We start from the raw sequence: 19,724 nt of genomic DNA, 5'->3' as shown, positions 1-19,724 counted from the left end.
ACGGAAAGAACGGAACATCATGAAGCCATCTGTGCTTGTCGTGTCCACCGACCCCCAGGGGTCCGCGGTCGTCTGGGCCGAGCGGGTGGGGGACAACCTGCCCTTCGACTTCATGGCCGCGCACGACCAGGCCGAGCAGCTGGTGCACCTCAAGAACACCGGCGCGAAGATCCACGTCATCGCCAACCAGAAGGGCGGCGTCGGCAAGACCACCACCACGGTCAACCTCGCCGCGTGCACCTTCGACGTCCTCGGCGCGAAGGACGAGTACGAACACATCTTCATCGACACGCCGGGCACCCTTGCTGACGAGGAAATTCTGCGTCGGGCGCTGGAGATCGCGGACGACGTCCTGGTCCCGATGATCACCGAGCCGCTGTGCTTCGACCCGACGGCCCGCACGATCCAGAAGGTCATCGAGCCGATGGACATCCCCTACCGGGTCGTCGTCAACAACTGGGACCCCCGGGACGGCCGCGCCGACCTCGAGGACACCGAGGCGTACATCGCCGCACGGGGATGGCCCCGCGCCAAGACCGTCCTGCGCCGGTACAAGATCCACTCCCGGGCGGTGGCCGAGGGGACGGTCGTCACCCAGTACAAGGAGAGCGGCACCGCCTACCGGGCCCGCGAGGACTTCTTCCGCCTGTCGCTCGAGCTCGGGTACGGGGGTCGCTGATGGCAGGCCGTCGTGTCTCCTTCGCCTCGATGGCCGCGGACCCGGTCGTCGACGCCCCGGGTGTGGAGAGCACCAACGACACCCCGGCCCGGTGGGTCCCCACCGCCAACTGCCTGCCCAACCCGCGCAACCCTCGTGACGAGCTGGGCGACCTCTCGGACCTGGCGAGCATCAAGGACCGCCAGCTGCAGAGCTGCCTCGCCGTCACCCCGGCCGCCTATCTCCGGCTCTGGCCGGAGGACCGGCAGGCGCTGGGCGCGGGAGCGCAGGACGTGGTCATCGTCAACGGCAACCGCCGGCGGGCCGCCGCGCAGCTGTACGGGCGCGAGCAGCTGCTGGTCGTCGTCGACGACTCGGTGGCGGAGTCCAAGGCGACCCTGCTGCGGGCGGCGCTCGACGAGAACATGGCGCGCAAGGACTTCGACCCGATCGAGGAGGCCAACGCGGTCCTGCTCATCGTGGCGCAGTACCCGACCGCCAAGGAGGCGGCCGAGGCGGAGGGCTGGTCCCAGAGCTGGATCTCGCACCGCAAGAACCTGCTGAAGCTCCACCCGGAGCTGCAGCGCCAGGTGCGGGCCAAGGCGCGCGGCGAGGACGGCGTCTCCATCAACGTCGCGCGTCGGCTGGGTTCGGTGAAGGGCATCGAGGAGATGTCCCTGGCCGAGCAGACGTCGGAGCTGGAGCAGCTGCTCCAGGCCGACGCCGACGCCGTCGCGGCCAAGCGCGCGGCGAGGGTGGAGGCCAAGGCCGCGGCCAAGACGCCTGCTGCCGCACCGGCTCCGCAGCCGGCGGCGGTGCAGCAGCCCGCTGCGCCCGTGGCTCGGCCGGCTGCCGAGGCCGTGCCGTCGCCTACGGAGCCACCGGCTCCCGCCGCCACCGTGCCGGAGCCCGCTCCCCGCAGCCCGCTTCCGAGTCCTGAGCCCGCTCCGAGTGCCGACCGATTTTCCGCGGAAAATTCCGAGCCCCTCCCGATGCCGGAGCAGCGGGCCGTGGCCCCGTCGGACGAACAGCCGACGGCCACCTCGCAGGTGGAGCTCGGTAGCGTCGACTGGCACAACGTGGAGGAACTGGCGGACGCCATCTGCCGCACCCTCTCGGCCGACGAGGCCTACCGCCTCGCGGACGCGCTGGCCAACCGTCTGCTGACGACCGGCAGCTGACGCGACCTTGGTGCCCTCCTCGCCGACCAGGCGGGGAGGGCACCGGGCTTTCTGTCTCCTGAAAGTCCCGCAGGCCTCACCTGCTCCCCTCCCGCGGCGGACACATGGCACGATGTCCGGTGCTCTTTGATCCCTCAACAGCACCATCAGCACGAGCACACTCCGTGCAGTAAGCAGCACCAGCGGACCCTTGAAGCCTGTGGCGCCAGCCAGTCAAGACAGGGCAAAGGCTGTGCTCCGCTGCAGGTCGAATAGGTCCTCCCCGCGCCTGTGGGTCAACCACCCGCTCGACGCCGGGGCCGCCTCCGGGACGCTTTCGCGAGCGGGCGTGGCGCACGAGGCCGGATCGGGCGCCACGCCGGCGGTACCGTCAGCTGGCCTTCCAGGCGAGCGGCGTGCCGTTCTTGTCGATCCACAGCAGGTACGTCAGCGGCTTGTCGGCCGGTGCCAGGTAGATCGCGCACTCGTGCTCGCTCTGGCCCTTGACGAAGTCCTTGCCGCCCTGCGGGACGTCGCTCTCGCACTTCGGGAAGGCGCTGAGCAGGTCGACCTTGCGTGCCTGGTCGGTGTCGCTGACCATCGCCCGCAGTTGCAGGTTGAAGTAGGGCTCGAAGATCCCGTTGCCACCGGTGTGGGTGTAGGTGACGTTCACGTAGTACGGCGTCTTCCCGGCCAGGTCCTCCGGCTTGAGGAACTTGGCCAGGTCGGCGCTGTCGCCCTTGACCACGCCCGTCATGGCGATGCCGACCGAGATGTCGCCCTTCTCGTGGTCGGTGTAGGTGCCCTGGGCCTTGCCACCGACAGCCAGTGCGCCCGGGAAGCCGACGCTGGTGGCACTCGGGCTCGATCCGGCCTGGGTGGGGGCGGAGGTGGAAGCCGTGATGGTCGGCGCACTCGTGCTGGTCCCGTCCGTCCGGCCGCCGAAGTCGGCGCCGGGGCTGGAGGGCGCGCCCGCGCTGGCGGGGGCCGATGACGGCCCGGCGCCGGCGGCGTCGCCGCCGCTCTGGTCCGGCCCGCAGGCGGTCAGCATCAGGGCGAGCGCCGCGGTCGTCGGCACGGCCGCACGCAGCAGGAAGGTGGTACGCATGAAGGAATCCCCGTGGAAGTGAATGTGACGGCGTGAACTCTAACGGAGCGGGCTGCCGTGGCTGATGGTGGATGCGCGCGTTGGCCTCGTCCTGGAGCTGCTGCGCGGTGAGCCGACGAGGTGGACGGCGGGAGCGACGGCGGTGATGCCTGCCCTCGGGGTGGCTACTGGGCGCATGCCCCCATGCTCTTGCAGCCACGGTCGGGCCGGCCTGAGTACGGATACTCAGACCGGCCCGACCTGCTACTCGATCACGTCTGTGCGAGTGGACGGTCTGGACCGGTTCGCCGTGCCTCGTCTCGTCACGTTTCTGCCCGAAGGGTCGCCGACGGTTGGCGGGACCGTCGGCGACGGACGTCCTACGCGGACGCGTTCGACGGTTCGGGGTCGTCGCGGCGCCAGGTGTCGCGGTCGCCGATGTGGTCGTAGACGGGCAGTTCGTCGGCGAGGACGTCGAAGTGGGGCAGCGGGGCCCACAGGGCGCGGTCGCCGATGACGTAGAGGCGGCGTTTGGCGCGGCTGGCGGCGACGTTGAGGAGGTGGGGGGTGCGGGCGGCCCATTCGCGGGCGCCGCGGCGGCCGGCGCCGAGCAGGAGGATGACGACGTCGGCCTCCTTGCCCTGGGCGCGGTGGACGGTGGCGCAGCGTTCGTCGAGGAGTTCGGTGGTCCAGCCGGGGCGGGTACGGCAGGTTTCGGTGGCTTCGCGGACGAGGGCGCGGAAGGGGGCGATGATGCGCAGGCGTTCGGGGGTGACGCCGTGGCGGTGGAGTTGGCCGAGGAGGAAGGTGAGGGCGCGGCGGTCGCGTTCGCCCCAGGGGGCGTCGGTGGGGCGGTCGGGGTCGGGGGTGTCGAGCCAGCGGCTGGGAAGGAGGCCGTCGTGGGTGGGGACGGGGAAGGGTTGGGGGTGGGTGCCGTAGACCATGAGGCCGCCGTAGGCGATGTCGTTGCTGACGGTGAACATGGGGTCTTCGCAGCGGCGGTGGACGCGCAGGGGTGAGCCGACCCAGACGGTGTCGTCGGTGCCGGTGGGGTCGGGCAGGTAGGTGCCGTGGCGGTTGACGCGGTCGGCGACGGCCTGGGCGGAGGTGGCGGAGGGGAGCCATTGTTCGTCGACGTCGTGGGCGAGCAGGAGGCGGCGCTGCAGGGCGGTGGGCATGGTGACGACGGGTTCGAGTTGGAGTGGGTCGCCGACGAGGACGGCGCGGCGGGCGCGCCAGAGGGCGCCGACGGCTGCTTGGGGGGTGGCTTGGCCGGCTTCGTCGACGAGGATCCAGCCGATGGAGCCCTGGCCGAGGCGGGCGAACATGCTGCCGATGGAGGAGAAGGTGGTGGAGACGACGGGGACGAGGAGGAAGAGGGTCTGCCAGGCGTGGCGGACCTGCTCGTCGGGGACGGGGCCGCTGGTGTTGGACATGAGTTCGATGAGGACCTCGAGGTTGCCGCGGACCTTTTTGGCGGTGTTCGCGACGAAGGCGCGGTGGAGGTCGAGGGCGCGCAGGAACAGGTCGCTGCGGGCGGTGCACCAGGCCTCGTCGGACCAGGGGGAGCCGAGTTCCTGGTCGTGGTTGTCGAGGTGGGTCCAGTCGAGGGGCAGGGAGGGGAGAGTGGTCGCGGCCCGGCGCAGGGCGCGGTGGGCGGCGTCGAGGTCGGCGGTGGCGGTCTCGAGGTTGCGTCGGGCGGTTGCGGCTTCGCGCCGGGCCTGTTGGACGGCTTCGTGGGCGGCGGACTCCGCGGTGTGGGCGGCGTTCTCGCGGGCGCGGGCACGGGTGGCGGCCTGGGCGGCGTCGGTGAGGGCGGTGGTGGAACGGGTGTGCAGGTCGGCGGCGGCGAGGTCCTCGACGCGGACGCAGCGGGCGATGTGGTCGTAGGCGTCGTTGAGGGCGGTGCGCTGCTGGACGAGGAGGGCGAGGATCTCGGCCTGAGTGCGTTCGTGCTGCTGTTCGGCGGCACGGCGTTCGGCTTGGCTCTGGAGCAGGCGGCGCAGGCCTGTGCGCAGGCCGGGTTCGGTGGTGGGGAGTGCTTCGTAGCGGGCGGTCAGGGCGTCGACGTACTGGCGGTGGTGGGCGGCGCGTTCGCGGGCGACGGCGAGGTCGGCGCGGGCGCCGGCGAGGGCTTCGCGGGCCTGGGGGATGCGCTGGGTGGCGGCCTGGTGGGCGGCTTCGGCGGCGAGGGCCGCTGTTCCGGCGGTGATGGCGGTCGTGGTGGCGGTGGTGTGGCGGGCCTCGGCGGCCTCCACGCGGCCGTCGGCGCGGGTGATGGCGGCGTGCAGGGCGTCGAGGAGCTGTCGGCCGCGTCCGGAGTCGGTGTCCGCCAGGGCGCTGGCGAGGCGGGAGCGTTCGCTGCGCAGGCGTTCGACTTCGGCTTGGGCGGCTTTGAACGCGGTGACGGCCTGACGCCAGGAGGGGATGGGCTGGGCGGGGCCGGCGGGCGTCGCGGGGGCTGCGGGCTCGGGGGCGGTACGGCGGCCGCGTTGGGTGGGTTGGGGGGTGCGGGCGGGCTTCGGGGCTTTGGGTGGGATCCAGTCGCCGAGGATGGTCTTCATGCCGCGCAGTGGGGGCAGGCCCTGGGCGGTGCGGGCGTCGGCCTCGTCCTTGGGCAGGGTGCCCCACCAGAAGCGGTCGCTGAACTTGGTGCGGTTGTTCTTGTTGCCGAGGACGGCGGCGACCAGGCCCCAGGCGGGGGCGCCGTCGAGCAGGGCGGAGGCGAGGTCGGAGAAGTGGTCGGGGCCGCCGTGCCAGTGCTCGTCGAGGGCGGCGGCGCCGGGTAGTTCGGCGGTGACGTTCTCGACCGCGCCGTTGTTGGAGGAGGTGACGACGATCTCGTAGCCGGTGAGCCGGGGGTCGAGGGCCGCGACGAAGCGGGGGCGGTCGCCCCGGCGGTTCATGCCGCGCCAGGCGCGGCCGATGAAGGCGTCCTCGGGCCGCTGGTAGGAGGCCATGACGCTGGCCCGTTCGACGACGAGGGCGGCGACCAGGTCGCGCAGCATGGTGGTCTTGCCGGTGCCGGGCGGGCCGTTGACGGAGAACAGGCCGCCGTCGGTGCCGGCGCGTTCGGCGAGTATGCGGTTGACGGCGAACTGTTGGCTGAGGGCGAGCGGGTAGCGCGCCTTGGCGGGCCAGCGGCCTGCGGGGACGAGGGCGGGGGCGACGCCGTCGAGGACGGCCTGGCGGTCCTCGCGCAGGTCGGTGCGGGTGTGGGCGGCGATGTCGTGGTGTGCGGTCAGGTAGGCGTTCAGGGCGGGGCCGAGGCCGTTGCCCGCGTGGGTGCCGTTCTGGCGGTCCTTGCCGTTCCTGGTGTCCGTGAGGGCGGCGCGGACCCGGGCGAGGTCGGGCGGGAGGAAGCTGTTGAGGAACGGCGGGGTGACCGCGGGCTTGGCCTTCGGGTCGCGCGGGAGGCGGACGAGCTTGCTGCGGACCCGGATCGCGCGGGGGTCCAGGTGGTGCTGGACGCCGCAGAGGTCGGCGATCTGGGCGGTCAGGGCGACGAGGTCGGCGAAGGTGACGGGGCGTGGGCCGGAGTCGGTTGTGGCGTCTGTCTCGGCTTCGGTCTCGGGCTCGGGCTCGGGCTCGTGGAAGGGCGGGGGCTGGGATACGGCGGGAGCGGGGGCTGGCTCGACGGGTCCCGCCGTGGTGAGGGAGTGGTGCTCGACGGGCCGGTCCTGGGCCGGGCGGCGGGCTGCCACCCAGTCCGCGACGCGGCGCACCAGCGGCTCCGTCGCCCCCTGGACGGCGGCGCCGGCGACCTCGCCGAACAGCGCGCCGACCGCCGCCACCGCGGCGCCGCCCAGGATCTCGGCGAGCAACTGCTGCCAGCTGCGCGGCGGGGCCGCCGTCTCCGGTACGGGCGCCGGGTTCGCGGGCCGCGGAAGCGGTGGACCCAGCAAACCCGGCGGATCGGGCGGGAGTGGCGGCAAGGCGGAGTGCCCGGCGGTGTACGGGATCGGCGTGGCGGTCAACTGCCCCACCGCGACCTCGAACGCCTCGCCCAGCTCCTCGAAGCCGTCCAGCCACCCCGGCGCCGACGGTCCCGGGTCGAAGAGCCGGCCCGTCGCCCACGCGCACGCGGAGACCACCGACGTGCCCTCGACCGGCCGCCCGTACTCGTCCAGGACCAGCGCGAACATCGCGCTCCGCCCCGGCAGCACCAGCTCCTCCTGCGGCACCCCCGGATCCGGCTCGGTGCCCTCCGGCAGCACCGCGATCATCGCCTGACGCAGCCGCTCCAGGTCGAACACCCCGCCGTACACCTCGTGCCGCCACACCTTCCCCCGCGGCGCCCGCCACGCCGCCGTCTCCGGATGCTCCGGCGCCCACGGGAGCAGCGGCGGCGCCTGGCCCGCAGCCGGCGTGAGGTCCACGGCGGGCGTGTCGGAGGCACGCGGCCTGCCCGAGCGGCGCTTGCGCGGCACCTCCGGGATCTTCGGCGGGCTGAACAACTCGATGGCTCGCCAGCACTCCAGCAGGTCCTCCACCCGCCGATCCCGCCCGCCCCCGGTCCGCACCCCTCAGCCCCCCGTGTCGAACTCGCGGCCCGCAGCCGCTTCGTGTGCCGATCAGCAGGCCGCAGAATCTACCGGAGAGCGGGTGGGTGAGCCGAGTGCCCAGGTCATGGAGCCGGGGCGCCATCGGCAGCCCTGCATTCGCCCAGGATCAGCTGCCAGCACCGCAGGCCCAATGAACCAGCTCCGCCCGCGGAGTTGACCACATCCAGCCCAGCCTCACCGACACATGGCACGATGTCCTAGATTTTTTGACACATCAACAGCTCGCTTGCGCCATCCGCATGTTCACGGGGCGGAGCGTCGAGCAAAGAAACAGCGAGGGCGCTACATCGCCCCAGCTCAGGAAGTGTCCTCCCCCGCGTCTGCGGGGTCCGCCGTCGTTCACGGCCGAATGGCACGCGGCCCTCCTACGCCCGCCCCCGCCGCCGTCCCAAAGGCGGCGGGGGCGGCGGTGTCCTGGTGGGCACGGTCACGCGCGAGCGGCGCCGGCGCCGGCGCGATCTTCGAGGGGGATGATGCGGCTCTCGGCTGTGCCGATGAGCGGGGTCTCGGAGTACACGTCGAGTTGCCCGGTCATGGGGCCGATCCCGATCCGGTGCACGGTGGTGATGCCGACGGTACTCACCGTCGCGCTGTGCCCGTTCAGGTTGACCGACGGCACCAGCACGGAGAACGACGTCGATCCGCGGTCGATCGTTGTCTCGATCGTCACGCTCACCACACGGCCGAGCGGGCTTTCGACCACGCTCACGTCCTTACCCCGGAACGTGTGGGACCTCGTCGAGTCGGCGTACTCGAAGGAACTCAGGCCGCCCGGTCCGAGCGGCATCCAGACGACATGGAGCGGGGCGTGGTGCCCGTGGGAGGAGTGGAACTGGTAGTAGTCCGGCTCGGTCACGGCTTCTCCGTCTCAGTTGGCGATCCCCCCACCTGGCGCCCCAGCCTCCGTCGGGTCCGCCGCCGACCCCTTGCGGGCACGCACGTTTGGACCGAATGTGCGACACGGGCTCGTCCGAAGGCAGGCAGGAGGGCCGGCCGACGGATTGGCACCAAAACTGGGCATCAAAAAATCGGAGTCTCGGAGTCGCAGACCGACATCGTTGGTTTTGTTCACGAGAACGGGAGGCACCCGACCGTCGGCACGCCGGCAAGGTGGGCCGACCTGGCCGGCGACCCCGGAGCGCCTCACATGCGCTGGCGCAGCAGGCCCACGCACGCGATGTAGGTGACGGCTCCGAGGGCCGCCATCCAGAAGAACGGCGAGCCACTGTCCCCACCCGCCAGCTCGCCGATGAGACCGCCGAGGTTCGCGACGGTCAGCACCACACCCGTGGCCGCCCAGGCGGACCGGCCCATCAGGGCGAAACGCTCGTCGGATTCCGCCGTGACCCCTCGGTAGGTCTCGCTGCGGCGGCTCAGCAACGCCAGGGCAAGGGAGCATAAGGCCATGACTCCCAGCATCACCAGTCCGAGGGCAGGGCGGCCGCCGACGACCGCAGCCGCCAGGCAGACGACACCGACGCCGAGGAAGAACAGCGGGATCGACCTGTTTGCCGTCTGTTCAATCATCTGCTGAGTCCTCATTGGCATGGAACATCTCCTCAATGCTGATCGCGAAGAACTTGCCCAGGGCGAAGGCGAGCGGCAATGAGGGCGTGTACCGCTCGGTCTCGATGGCGTTGACCGTCTGCCGCGAGACTCCGAGGGCGGCTGCTAGTTGCCCTTGCGAGAGCCCGCGCGCCATCCGTAGTTCTCTGACCCTGTTTCTCACCTGTAAAGGATGCTTGTCACCCTTCGCATGTGTCAAGCTTGCTTTACAGGGTCGCCTCGCTCAGGCGGGTCACAACAGGCAGGAGGGCCGGCGCTTCCCGGGCCTCACACAAGGTCAGCCCGCTGCCGAAGCTCGTGAGCATTCCGTCCCGGCTGCAACCACAACCACCTCCCGAACCGGTGTCGAAGTGCTGTCTGTTTTCGGGTTCTGGCTCAACTTCTGTGGAGCGACGGCGTGGGCGCTCGTCCCTGCAGCGGGCCCAAGCCTCTTACCTGCAGGTTCTTCGGCGTCACGGGGCCGATCCGCTGAGCACCGACGGGCGCGCAGTCTCGCACCAGGCCGGCCCCCTCAGACACGCGTTTTTCACCTCGGGGCGTCGACGGCCGCGCGGGCTTCCCGGGCCGGTGTCGCCCGGCCGTTGGAGAGGTGGCACGGGCTTCGGCGGGGATGTCCCTGGACGCTCGCTCTTGAGCGGCGGCCGGCCACAGGTCCGGAGCGGTTGACGGCCTTGCGGGAGCGGCGCTTCGCAGGGAAGCCTGGAGTCGATAAGTAAACTTACTAGCATCTCATCACAGCACACTGCTATAGATCGTCCCCCCGACGATCAGGTCGCTGCAGCAGGAACTGGCCGAGTTCGTGGCCGAACGGGACTGGGAGCAGTTCCACACGCCCAAGAACCTCGCCATGGCCCTCAGCGGGGAGGTCGGCGAACTCCTCGAGCTGTTCCAGTGGCTGACGCCCGAGCAGTCGTCCGCCGTCATGGCGGACCCCGGGCGCGCGCAGCGCGTCCGGGAGGAAGCGGCCGACGTCCTCGCCTACCTGCTGCGGTTCTCGGACGTCCTCGGCATCGACCTCGAGCAGGCGCTCATCGAGAAGATCGCGGCCAACCGCGCCAAGTACCCGGTGCACCTCGCCCGCGGCCGGGCCGACAAGTACACCGAACTGGGGGACTGAGCACCACATGCTCATCGTGCTGCAGCCGGCCGCGAGGTCGGACAAGAACGTCAACGAGCACTACCTGGACACCATCGCCTCCCCGGTCGTCCTCGACGACCACGCGGACCTGCTCGCGCCCGAGGTCCGCACGCGCCTGGACCAGCTGTTCCCCGACGGCTCGGCCCAGATGTGGGGCGTCGTACCGGGCAAGAAGGAGGCTCCTCCCCGCACCAGCGGGAGGTCAGGCCGCCGCCCGGGAGGAAATCCTGCGCCAGCACCTCCTCCCCGCACCAGCGGGAGGTCAGTGTCAGCGGTCGTCTGCTCTGGGCCCGCCCCACCCACCCGCTTCAGCAGCAAGGCATGTCTCCGTCGGCGTACACGAGTGCCCAGGGAAGGCAGTACGGACGGTGACGGTGCAACGCTCAGGAAGGGCCCTGACCGGCGAGGGCCTGTTCGACCAGTGCGCGAAGTTCCCTGTCATGATCGATCATCGGATATCCCCCCTCCGCGCCCAGGCGGCGGTCCGACCGCTGGACCGTCAGCAGCGCGGCCCGGATCGCAGAGCTGATCTCGCCCATCCGGATCAGCGCCTTGAGCGCTTTCCGGAAGTTCCCGAAGCCGTCGCCGCCGTCGGCGATCGGCAGCACGAACTCTTCCAGGACCCGCATGGTCGGTTCGGCCTGGCCGGTGATCGACCAGAGCGTGGCAGCGGCGTTGAGGCGCTGCCAGTGAGTGCCGTTCTCCATGACGGACCGGACCCGGTCCGCGTAAGGGGCCGCCTGGGCACCGAAGTCGGCCAGGGCACCGATCGGCCCGTACAGGGGTTCTTCCGCCGTCATGACCGCATCGCCGACCAGCCGCAGGACCGCTGCACGATCCCCACCGATGTGCGTGGCGACCGAGGCCACCAGCTCGTGGTTACCGGGGTAGTCCAGGACCTCGCAGGTGCGCAGGGCCGGTGCGGCCGAAGCGGCGACTGGCCCCAGGGCCTGCAGGATGCGGAGCACGTAGACGGAGGTCCAGGTGTCGGCGAGCAGCGGCAGGAGATCGGGCAGGGCCGGCAGCGCGTCCTCGCCCCATGCCTCCAGCACTACGAGGAACTCGCGGGTCGCACCGCCCCGGGCCCCACCCTGCCGGATCGCCTCCTGTATCTCGGGCAACAGGACGTCCGCGTGGGCCCGCAGCGGGACCAGCACGTCCGTGACGTCCGGCCGCCTCGGGTCGGCCAGGCAGTAGCCGCGGCCCTGCTCTTCCTCCTGTGCGCGGAGCTGTTCGATCAGGCCCGGTAGGGCGCGCGGGTCACCGATCCGAGTCAGTGCCCAGCGGGCGATCTCGCCGACCGTTCCGTCGAGGTAGTCGTCGGCCCCGTCGTCGTCCAGCAGTTCGGCGAGCCGGTCCGCGTACGGGGCCGCGGCCGGGCCCAGTACCGCGAGGATGTTTGCGACTCGAAGCCGTACGGCGGCGTCCGGACTGGTCAGCAGAGCGCCCGCCAGCGGCAGCAGGGCTGTTTCCACGGAACGCCGTTCGGTCAGGAGCCGCCATGCCACGTCCAGCGCCTCCCGGCACAGTGCGGTGTCCCCGGTGCGGTCCGCCGTCTCGACCAGGCGGACGGCGAAGCGGAGTTCGGCGTCGGGGTCGTGTGCGAGCTGCCATGCCGTCGAGCGGACCAGGTCCTCGCGGGTCCAGGGGCCTTCGACAGCCGGAGTGAACCAGACCTCTTCGAACCGTGGCCGCAGTGCGGGATCGGAGAACACCGCGATCAGCCGGTCCATCCGGCGGACCGGGAGATCCCGGTCGAGTTCCGCCGAGGCGTGCACGGCCGCGACCCACAGTACCGGGTCGTCCACCTCCAGCATCTGTGCCAGCACCGCCCGCGCGTCATCGACGACGCCTCCGGTCCCGCCCACCCCGGTCTCGCCGGACACCGCTTCGCCGAGAGCCAGCAGGAGCGGGAGGCGTACCGCCGGGTCCGTCTCCGCCCGCCACCGCTCCAGCAGCCGTTGGACCCCGCCCGCCAGGGGTATCGCCGCCCGCCGCACCGTCGGCTCCGGATCCGCGAGCAACGCCCGCGCTCCCGTCCAGTCCTCGCCGGCCAGGGCCGGCGCCTGCAGGGCCACCAGCAGCTCGACGAGGGGCACCCGCGCGCCCATGGCCGGGTCGGCGGCGAGCGCGACCACGAACGGCAACGCGACCGCCGCCGCCGACGGCGTCTCGCACCCCTCCCTCGTGACCAACGAGTACAGCGGGTAGCAGTCCTCCTCCGTCGCCTCCGCACCCGCGAGAGCGAGCTGACGCAGCGTCTGCGGTATCACCTCGACCGGGTCCATCGGGTGCCCTGTCTCGAGCCCCTCCCACACCACGGCGTCCAGCGCTTCCAGCGAATTCCCCGCCATCATCACCCCGTTCACCAGCACCTTGCTCTGCCCCCCGTCGGCCGCCATCGTGCACGAAACATGCCGCCCTGTCGCATGAATTCGCTCGGCCCCGGACCACCTGGCCAATCCTGGGGCAAGCTAGTGGCTCGGCCCAGATCCTTGGCCCGGTAAATGATCTCCATGGTCAGCTGGATCGGGTTAGCCTCGCGGAATGACTCGGACCGGTCGGTATCGGTGGCGTACCCGTCTGCGCAGGCACCTGCCTTGGTTCCTCGTCGAGCGAGGGCTCGCCGACAAGGGCAGCCAGGATTGCGGAGCCCATGAGTGGTACAACCACGACGGCGCTGTGGCGCGTTGCTACCACTGCGAGGTCGCAGAGCGTCCCTGGGTTGCACCTCCACCAGTGCCGGATCGTGACCGTGGACCGCACCGGCGTCCTGACTGGCCGTACAGCTGGCGCGGCCCGACACGCCGGCCTTGGTCATAGCCGCCCTCGTCGAGCGGTGGATCACCAATCGCCGAACCGTCGGCTCCGCCGGCGCGCCAACGGCTTGTCTTCCCGCTCTCAGCGGGAAGACAAGCCGTACTTTTGCGGCACGGGAGGTCGAGCTGGAACCTGTCAGCAGACCGTGGTCGCGCTGCGAACAGGCCGCCGGGCGTTCGTGATCACGAACTGCGGGAGGCGACTTGTCCCCGGTCGACCATGACCCGCCGTCCTGTGGGTCAGCAACAGTGGGCGTCGCGCTGGTCACCCTGGTCGTGCTGGATGCGCTGGTGGTCGAAGGAGTCCGCGTTCAGCGTGCGCCCGTAGACCTTGGACATCTCCCAGGCGAAGGAGCGGATCGGGCTGCTGCGACTGGCCACCTGCGGGAGCTCGCTGTTCGGGGCGATCCGCTGCAGCCGCCGTGGGGTGTGGACGCCGTACCGGCCGACCGCCGCGCCCGGGGGGCGGCGGCCGCGTGCGGCCTTCGGGCGAGCGTAGCGGGTCGGGGCCCGGGTCGGTCAGGGGGTGTTGCCGTGGACGATGGTGCGGCCGGGGTAGTGGGCGTCGATGTAGGTGCGGGCGGCGGTGAGGTCGCCGACGACGCCGACGGTGGTGCGGCCGTCCGGTGCGGCGTCGGTCCTGAACACCTGGAAGTCAGGCCGGTTGAGGCCTTGGAGTTCGCCTTCGAGCTGGTAGTCGTGGCCGCGCCGGTAGACGAGGTCGGAGGTGATGTGGCCTCGCACGACCCGGGTCTGTCCGGGGAAGCGCCGGTCGAGGGCGCGGCGGGCCGCGTTGAGGTCGCCGATCACCTCGACGGTCTGCACGGCATCGCCGGGCTGGGCCCCGACGGTGTCCACGTGCCAGGTGGCCGGGCCGACGCCGGCCTCGTAGATGGCCCGTTGGAGGTCGGCCAGCGCCTGCCCCCGGGGCCCGGCGGGCTGGGCGGCGGCCGCGCCGCACGCGATGGCCAGGACGGAGAGGGTCGCCAGGAGCCGGCCGGTGAGCGCGACGTCCACGGGTGTGCCTTCCTTTCGTGCTGTCAGGCGATGGAGAGGCCGAACTTGTCGATGACCGGCGAGATCGGGGTGTAGAGGACGGTGTCGTAGCAGGTGGTCCGTTCCGCCACGGGGGTGCAGACGGCCTTCTGGCCGCCGCCGGCCACGATGATGCCTCTGGCCTGCATGTCCTCGCCGCCGTTGATGCTGGCGAAGACCGGCCCGCCGCTGTCACCCTGGGCCACCGCGATGGTCCGGTCGTCGGTGCGCTCGGCGATGTCCATGTCCGTGTGCCAGGTGCCCTCGACGCTCGCGGCGTACTCGGTCTTGGTGATCTTCAGCCCGCAGTGCACTCCGGACATGGCCCCGCTCGAGCACACCAGGCCGCCGACGGAGTTGTGACCGGCGCCGAACACGCGCTTGGAATAGCCTGCAGAGTTGTCCCACGCCCCGTCGTAGAACCGACCGCTCGGCGTTCCGTTGGTGTTGATCACGGTGATGTCGAGCCCGGTGTCGGAGTCGGAGGCCTTGCCGATCTCGGCGCCGGTGCCGGTCTTGTAGGTGCCGGAGGTCCCGCAGTGCGCGGCGGTGAGCAGGACGGCGGTCTTGCCGCGCCAGGCACCGAACCCCGAGGTGCAGAACGCGTCGCCGGGTGCCCTGAGTTCGGCGCCGGCGCTCCAGGGGCTGGCGTCGCTGTGGCGGGTCGAGGCGGCGGTGGGGGCGGTGGCGGGTGCGGCGTCGACCGGGACACCGGCGAGCTCGGCGGCGTGCGCGGCGACCTGCTCGCCGGTGAGGGCGGACCGGCGGGCGGTGTCGGGGGTGTAGGTGACGAGCAGCCCGGTGCCGTCCGCGGCGGGCCAGGCCGCGTTCCACACCGCGTCCGCGTCGCCGCGCACGGCGGCCCCGACGAGCCGGTTCCGCGCCTGGCGCAGCTGCCGCAGGGTGTAGGGCGCCTGACGGACGGTCGCGGTGATCCCCGGCGGGGTGCGCTCCAGCAGGCCGGCGACGCGCGCGGGCACGTCGCCGTGCCAGTACAGCGTCAGCCGGCCCTGCCGCGGGTCGATGGTGTGCCCCGCGTAGCCGGGCACCGTCGCACGCCGGTGCTCGGGCACCCCGGTGATGGCATCGGCGAGCTGCTCCAGCGCGGCCTGACGCCGGAGCACCTCGGACTCCACCGTGCCGTCCGAGCGGTGTGCGCCGCGCCCTGTGGGCACCTCGGCCGCGCGAGCGGGCACCGCCGGGAGAAGGGCTGGCATCGCCGGGAGAAGGGCGAGCACGGCGGCCCCGACGAGACCCGTCCTCCTGTTACGCACCCGCCCAGTACCCCACGGCACGGGCCCGCGCCGCCAGCGAACGGCTGCCCCGTCACCCGCACGGGCGACGACACAAGGGTGGCACGGCACTTGTCGGTTGCCGTCCTGCCGTTGCCGCTACCCGACTCGTGGCGATGGCCATCTTTCTCGGGGCTGTCCGTGAGGCCGGGACACCCGACGATCCGGCGGTGGGGCCGGTGCGGTCCGGTGCCGGGCCGGCACTTACGCGGGCCGGTTCAGCCGGCCCGTGGATAGGCGTTCGTGCAGTAGGGCTGGTAGAGGCCGCGGCCGACGTGGCTTTGGATCCCTCATAGGGGGCGACGTCGGTGGCCACCTCGGGTTCCCCGGGGGTGCAGTCCGGGCCGTCGGTGGAGATGGGGCCGACCAGGTGCGCTCAGCGTGCCGGTGCTCGCCGCCCGGCCGACGGCCAAGGACACTGAACGCCGTGACTGATGTGCGCGAGATCCTGGATTACCAGACCTTCGGCCGGGCGGTGCGCGAACTCGCGCAGACGATCGCCGACGACGGCTACGAGCCCGACCTCGTCCTGAGCATCGCCCGCGGCGGCGTGTTCGTGGCGGGCGGTCTGGCGTATGCGCTGGACTGCAAGAACATCCACCTGGTGAACGTCGAGTTCTACACGGGCGTGGGCACCACCCTCGACATGCCCGTCATGCTGGCGCCCGTGCCCGCCGCGATCGACTTCACCGACAAGAAGGTCCTGATCGCCGACGATGTCGCCGACACGGGCAAGACGCTGAAGCTGGTGCACGACTTCTGCCTCAGCCACGTCGCCGAGGTCCGGTCCGCCGTCATCTACGAGAAGTCGCACTCCCTCGTGAAGTGCGAGTACGTGTGGAAGAGGACCGACGACTGGATCGAGTTCCCGTGGTCGGGGGAAGGACCGGTCGTCAGACGTCACGGCCAGGTGCTCGACGCCTGATCCGAGGACGACGCGGCGACGGCCCGACGAGGCGCAGCGACCAGACCTCGGATTCGCCGACCGGACACCAGGCAGCCCGCCGGTTGATGTCCTCGCTGTGGTGAGACGGGGACGCCGGTCCGGACACACCGACCGTCATCCGCGGCACCGACCGCCACACCTGCGATGGATCCGGGCGTGAAGCGCAGCAGGTTCAGTCGCCGGCTCAACTGGGTACGGCGACCCGCCATGGGAACGGATGAGCACGGAAAGGGCTGTCAAGGCCCGGGTCCGGCGGCAGCCGGACTTCCGTGATCGGCACAGTGACGCCTCGCTCAGCTGCACGCGAGACGTGCTCGAAGCCGTCGAGCTAGGAAGACCGCCGGCTCAGACAGACCGAGTCAGGTTCCGAGGCCTGGACGTGTTCGCGATCCCCGCCCACGAGCCGGTACAACGCGTGGGCGAGTACACCTCGATGAGGTGGCGGGACCCCGCGGAGTCGGGCTCGGGGACGATCCGGGCTCACCGAGTGTCGACGCACAGCGTCAAGTGACGCAACGTCGTGTACGTAAGCAATCCGTGCCAGATGTCGGCTGTCAGCCCGCCGGTCCGCGGCGCCGTCCAACACTCCGTCGGACGGACTTCTCCCCGGCACTGGCAGGGGCACCATGACTGCGACGACTGTCGCCATGCCGATCTCATACCGCCTGTGCCATGCTCACGTACTGTCGGCCGACCTTGGGGGGACTTATGAGCCGAATCAACTGCCCGCAGTGCGGCGAGATCGATCAGGTGCGCAGCGTGCCGAGTGTTTACCAGTCGCAGACCAGCCGGTACTCCGGGACGAGCACCGGCTACTCCTCCGGCGTCGCGTACGCGAGCGGCGTCGGTGCGGTGCCGGCCTACGGCCGCTCGACCGTCCACACCTCGGGTGTCTCCACAACTCTGCTGGCGAGACAGGTCGCTCCGCCGCCTCAGCCTCAGCTGGCCAAGCCCGGCTCCGGGTGCGAGATTGCTTCCCTGTTCTTCCTGGCACTGGTGTTCCTGCTGTTCCTCCTACCGCCAGTGCTGACGTCCGACAAGCACGAGCTGCGGGGCTTCCTGTTGGCGTTCGGCATGTTGGGTGGGCCCCCCTTGGTTGCGGGGGTGGTCATGGCCGTTAGGCGCGCCGAGAGGGGGGACCGGATGCGGCGACAGTTCGAGGAGTATTCGGCGATCCAGCCGTCGCTGGCCGCGGCCTGGAGAGCCTGCTATCTCTGCCTGCGCTGCAACGTCGCCTACCTGCCCGATGGGGAGTTCGGGATCAGTCCCGCACCGGTCGTGCCGGTGCGCGACCTTCACGGCCTCGTCGCGGTCACCGCCGCCCACCTGCGCGACGAGGACTGACAACCTTCGCTCGTTGATGGGTTGACACCGCGCGCGACGCTGCACGCCGACGCCAGGCCTCGGTGTGTGACCAACAGCAGCAGCCGGACGACGGATTACGCCGGCCCTCAGGCGGGACACAGTGGCTGCGTGAGGCCTGCTCCGGCGGGCTGTCATGGGATCGGCGCCGACCGGGAGGCGAGGACGGCTGCCCGGACGCGGGCAGCTCCGGCGGCCGCCACGGCCGCTGCGCCCACTGCGCCCACTGCGCCGTCCGGCTCAGCCCGTCGCCCGCCGAGGCCCGCGCATGCGGCGCAGGCTCCGGGCCGGGGTACGGGGTCGTGGCACGTGGCGCACTCGGCGTAGCGCGGCTTGGCGGACTGCTGTGGTGCCCGGGCGGGCGGCAGTTTGTGCTGCAGGCGGTGGCGCAGGACGCCGACCGGGGAGTGCGCACTGGACCGGCACCGCGTCCGACCACGCCCAGGCCCGGATCCGGTTCCTGGGCACCGAGCTCCAGTCCGCGCACAGTGAGCTCGACTTCGTCAGCAAGGCGCTCGCCAAGGCCGCCGAACAATTCGCGCTGGCCCAGGCCCACTTGGTCTACGCCCTCGACGACGCCAAGAGCGCGAAGCTCAACGTCGCCCCTGACGGCCGCATCACGTGGGACAAGGAGCCTACGTCCGCGAACTACGCGGGCGCCGGCGCCGAGACGACGGCGATCGCCATCAGCAACCGCATCACCGCCGCGCTCAACGAGGCCGACCACGCGGACCAGGAGATCAGCGCGCGGCTGAACCACCTCGCGACCAACGCGAGCAACGGCCTCGGCCTGGACGCCGCCATGGTGGCGAAGGACCAGGCCGCCGAGACCGCCCGCGAGCAGATACCCGCCAAGGGCACCGACCCGGCCAGCGTCAAGAAGTGGTGGGACGGCCTCACCGACACCGAGCAGCAGAAGTTCATCCACGACAACCCCGACCAGGTCGGCAACCTCGACGACGTCCCCGCCGTCGCCCGCGACCAGGCGAACCGCCTGAACCTGACCCGGTCCCAAGCGGACCTCCGGAAGCAGCTCAGCGACCTCGACAAGTCCGAGCCCCTCTCGGTGACGGGAACCCCGTACGGGGCCACCGAGAGTCCGGACCACATCGTCTGGAAGGCTGAGCGCGACGCGCTGCAGGGCAAGCTGAAGGGCATCCAGGCCATCCAGGACCGCCTCGACAAGTCGGTCACCGAACAGGACCCGCGGCCCTTCCTGCTCGGCCTCGACGCCGCGGCACCGGGCGGCCGTGCGATCCTCGCGCTGAACGACCCGGACACCGCGGACCACGTGGCCACCTTCGTCCCGGGCACCGAGTCCAAGCTCGCCGACGTCGGCGGCACCATGGACAAGGCGAAGGAGATGTACCGCAGCGCCATCGACGCGAGCCCCGGCAGCAAGGTCTCCACGATCGCTTACGTGAACTACACGGCACCGCAGTCGGCCAGGCCCAGTTTCACGCAGCCGGTCCCGGACGCGGCCTACGAGGGGTACGCCAAGGACGCGGAACAGAACCTCTACAACTTCCAGTCCGGTCTGCGGGCCACCCACCAGGGATCCCCGTCCCACAACACGATCATCAGACACAGCTACGGCAGCACCGTCGTCGGCTACGCCATGCGCGACAAGGGACTGCCCGTCGACACCGTGGTCTTCGCCGGAAGCCCCGGCGTCGGCGTCGACAAGGCGGGCGGCCTCAATGTCGACCTGGCGAAGGGGACGAAGATGGACCCGTCCAAGGTGTACGCGGTGCTCGGCGGTGACGACTCGATCACGGACTGGACACCTGACCCCTTCGCCCCCGACAACTACAACCCCCGCAGCGACGACTACCACCTGCGCTTCGGGCGCGATCCGATGAACCCGGCCTTCGGCGCCCAGCACCTGCCGTCCCAGAACACCGACCACGACCACTACTGGAACAAGGGCACACCGTCCTGGAAGAGGTTCGGCCAGGTCATCGCGGGAAGGCCGGTCGCATGAGCCGATCCTCACAGCCGGTACCGGGGGGGGGGGGAAGGGGGGGGGGGAGGGCGCTGTGGTTGGCTCTTCCTGGCGTTCTCCTCCTTCGCCCCCCCCTCCCCCCCCCCCCCCC

Annotated in this window: 15 protein-coding genes; 6 read left to right on the top strand and 9 right to left on the bottom strand. The window is 71.1% G+C overall.

The window, feature by feature from the left end:
* Window positions 1-112: 112 nt before the first annotated feature.
* Both ACFQ87_RS22475 and ACFQ87_RS22470 read left to right on the top strand, forming a co-directional pair.
* Window positions 113-679, top strand: coding sequence for a ParA family protein (locus ACFQ87_RS22475; RefSeq protein ID WP_380612644.1), 567 nt, complete (start codon window positions 113-115; stop codon window positions 677-679).
* Window positions 679-1,839, top strand: a complete 1,161-nt coding sequence (locus ACFQ87_RS22470) for a ParB/RepB/Spo0J family partition protein (RefSeq protein ID WP_380612576.1) — start codon at window positions 679-681, stop codon at window positions 1,837-1,839. The genes ACFQ87_RS22475 and ACFQ87_RS22470 overlap by 1 nt, the downstream gene beginning before the upstream one ends.
* 370 nt (window positions 1,840-2,209) lie before the next feature.
* Here the strand turns inward: ACFQ87_RS22470 and ACFQ87_RS22465 are convergent, their stop codons facing one another.
* The 5 genes from ACFQ87_RS22465 to ACFQ87_RS22445 form a co-directional block, all read right to left on the bottom strand.
* Window positions 2,210-2,926, bottom strand: a complete 717-nt coding sequence (locus tag ACFQ87_RS22465; protein WP_380612575.1) for a hypothetical protein — start codon at window positions 2,924-2,926, stop codon at window positions 2,210-2,212.
* Window positions 2,927-3,285: 359 nt separating this feature from the next.
* Complete coding sequence (locus ACFQ87_RS22460) at window positions 3,286-7,398, bottom strand: AAA domain-containing protein (protein ID WP_380612574.1); 4,113 nt, start codon at window positions 7,396-7,398, stop codon at window positions 3,286-3,288.
* 499 nt (window positions 7,399-7,897) lie between these two features.
* Window positions 7,898-8,326 carry a hypothetical protein gene (locus tag ACFQ87_RS22455; RefSeq protein ID WP_380612573.1) on the bottom strand — a complete coding sequence of 143 codons (429 nt, stop codon included), beginning with the start codon at window positions 8,324-8,326 and terminating at the stop codon, window positions 7,898-7,900.
* A gap of 287 nt (window positions 8,327-8,613) precedes the next feature.
* The gene (locus tag ACFQ87_RS22450) at window positions 8,614-8,997 is read right to left on the bottom strand and encodes a hypothetical protein (protein ID WP_380612572.1); all 384 of its coding nucleotides are present in this window, start codon (window positions 8,995-8,997) and stop codon (window positions 8,614-8,616) included.
* Entirely contained in the window at window positions 8,990-9,199 is a 210-nt protein-coding gene (locus ACFQ87_RS22445; RefSeq protein WP_375943016.1) for a helix-turn-helix transcriptional regulator, read from the bottom strand. Before ACFQ87_RS22445 ends, ACFQ87_RS22450 begins: the two co-directional genes overlap by 8 nt.
* A 636-nt stretch (window positions 9,200-9,835) precedes the next feature.
* Here ACFQ87_RS22445 and ACFQ87_RS22440 point away from each other — a divergent pair.
* A complete protein-coding gene (locus ACFQ87_RS22440; protein WP_380612571.1) occupies window positions 9,836-10,153 on the top strand; it encodes a nucleotide pyrophosphohydrolase in 318 nt (105 codons plus the stop codon).
* Between the two features lie 404 nt (window positions 10,154-10,557).
* On the opposite strand, the gene ACFQ87_RS22435 is transcribed toward ACFQ87_RS22440, so the two are convergent.
* From ACFQ87_RS22435 to ACFQ87_RS22420, 4 genes are all read right to left on the bottom strand, one after another.
* Entirely contained in the window at window positions 10,558-12,576 is a 2,019-nt protein-coding gene (locus ACFQ87_RS22435; RefSeq protein WP_380612570.1) for a hypothetical protein, read from the bottom strand.
* Between the two features lie 657 nt (window positions 12,577-13,233).
* On the bottom strand, window positions 13,234-13,374 hold the full coding sequence (locus ACFQ87_RS22430) for a hypothetical protein (RefSeq protein ID WP_380612569.1): 141 nt from the start codon (window positions 13,372-13,374) through the stop codon (window positions 13,234-13,236).
* A 138-nt stretch (window positions 13,375-13,512) separates the two neighbouring features.
* Window positions 13,513-14,010: a hypothetical protein gene (locus ACFQ87_RS22425; RefSeq protein WP_380612568.1), complete on the bottom strand. Its 498-nt coding sequence runs from the start codon at window positions 14,008-14,010 to the stop codon at window positions 13,513-13,515.
* Window positions 14,011-14,033: 23 nt separating this feature from the next.
* Entirely contained in the window at window positions 14,034-15,245 is a 1,212-nt protein-coding gene (locus ACFQ87_RS22420; RefSeq protein WP_380612567.1) for a S1 family peptidase, read from the bottom strand.
* A gap of 502 nt (window positions 15,246-15,747) precedes the next feature.
* Here ACFQ87_RS22420 and ACFQ87_RS22415 point away from each other — a divergent pair.
* From ACFQ87_RS22415 to ACFQ87_RS22405, 3 genes are all read left to right on the top strand, one after another.
* Window positions 15,748-16,245: a phosphoribosyltransferase gene (locus ACFQ87_RS22415; protein WP_380612566.1), complete on the top strand. Its 498-nt coding sequence runs from the start codon at window positions 15,748-15,750 to the stop codon at window positions 16,243-16,245.
* A gap of 729 nt (window positions 16,246-16,974) precedes the next feature.
* Entirely contained in the window at window positions 16,975-17,610 is a 636-nt protein-coding gene (locus ACFQ87_RS22410; RefSeq protein WP_380612565.1) for a hypothetical protein, read from the top strand.
* A 367-nt stretch (window positions 17,611-17,977) separates the two neighbouring features.
* Window positions 17,978-19,612: an alpha/beta hydrolase gene (locus tag ACFQ87_RS22405; RefSeq protein WP_380612564.1), complete on the top strand. Its 1,635-nt coding sequence runs from the start codon at window positions 17,978-17,980 to the stop codon at window positions 19,610-19,612.
* Window positions 19,613-19,724 lie beyond the last annotated feature (112 nt).

Source organism: Kitasatospora sp. NPDC056531, assembly GCF_042794375.1.
Taxonomy (GTDB): domain Bacteria; phylum Actinomycetota; class Actinomycetes; order Streptomycetales; family Streptomycetaceae; genus Kitasatospora.
The sequence above is the reverse complement of the archived record's forward strand: the minus strand, read 5'-3'. Positions and strand labels throughout refer to the sequence as shown.

Bases quoted from the DNA above. Each gene is read 5' to 3' on its own strand.
- ACFQ87_RS22470 (WP_380612576.1), top strand. From the start codon at position 679: ATGGCAGGCCGTCGTGTCTCCTTCGCCTCGATGGCCGCGGACCCGGTC.
- ACFQ87_RS22450 (WP_380612572.1), bottom strand. From the start codon at position 8,997: ATGATTGAACAGACGGCAAACAGGTCGATCCCGCTGTTCTTCCTCGGC.
- ACFQ87_RS22435 (WP_380612570.1), bottom strand. From the start codon at position 12,576: ATGGCGGCCGACGGGGGGCAGAGCAAGGTGCTGGTGAACGGGGTGATG.
- ACFQ87_RS22420 (WP_380612567.1), bottom strand. From the start codon at position 15,245: ATGCCAGCCCTTCTCCCGGCGGTGCCCGCTCGCGCGGCCGAGGTGCCC.
- ACFQ87_RS22475 (WP_380612644.1), top strand. From the start codon at position 113: ATGGCCGCGCACGACCAGGCCGAGCAGCTGGTGCACCTCAAGAACACC.
- ACFQ87_RS22410 (WP_380612565.1), top strand. From the start codon at position 16,975: ATGAGCCGAATCAACTGCCCGCAGTGCGGCGAGATCGATCAGGTGCGC.
- ACFQ87_RS22465 (WP_380612575.1), bottom strand. From the start codon at position 2,926: ATGCGTACCACCTTCCTGCTGCGTGCGGCCGTGCCGACGACCGCGGCG.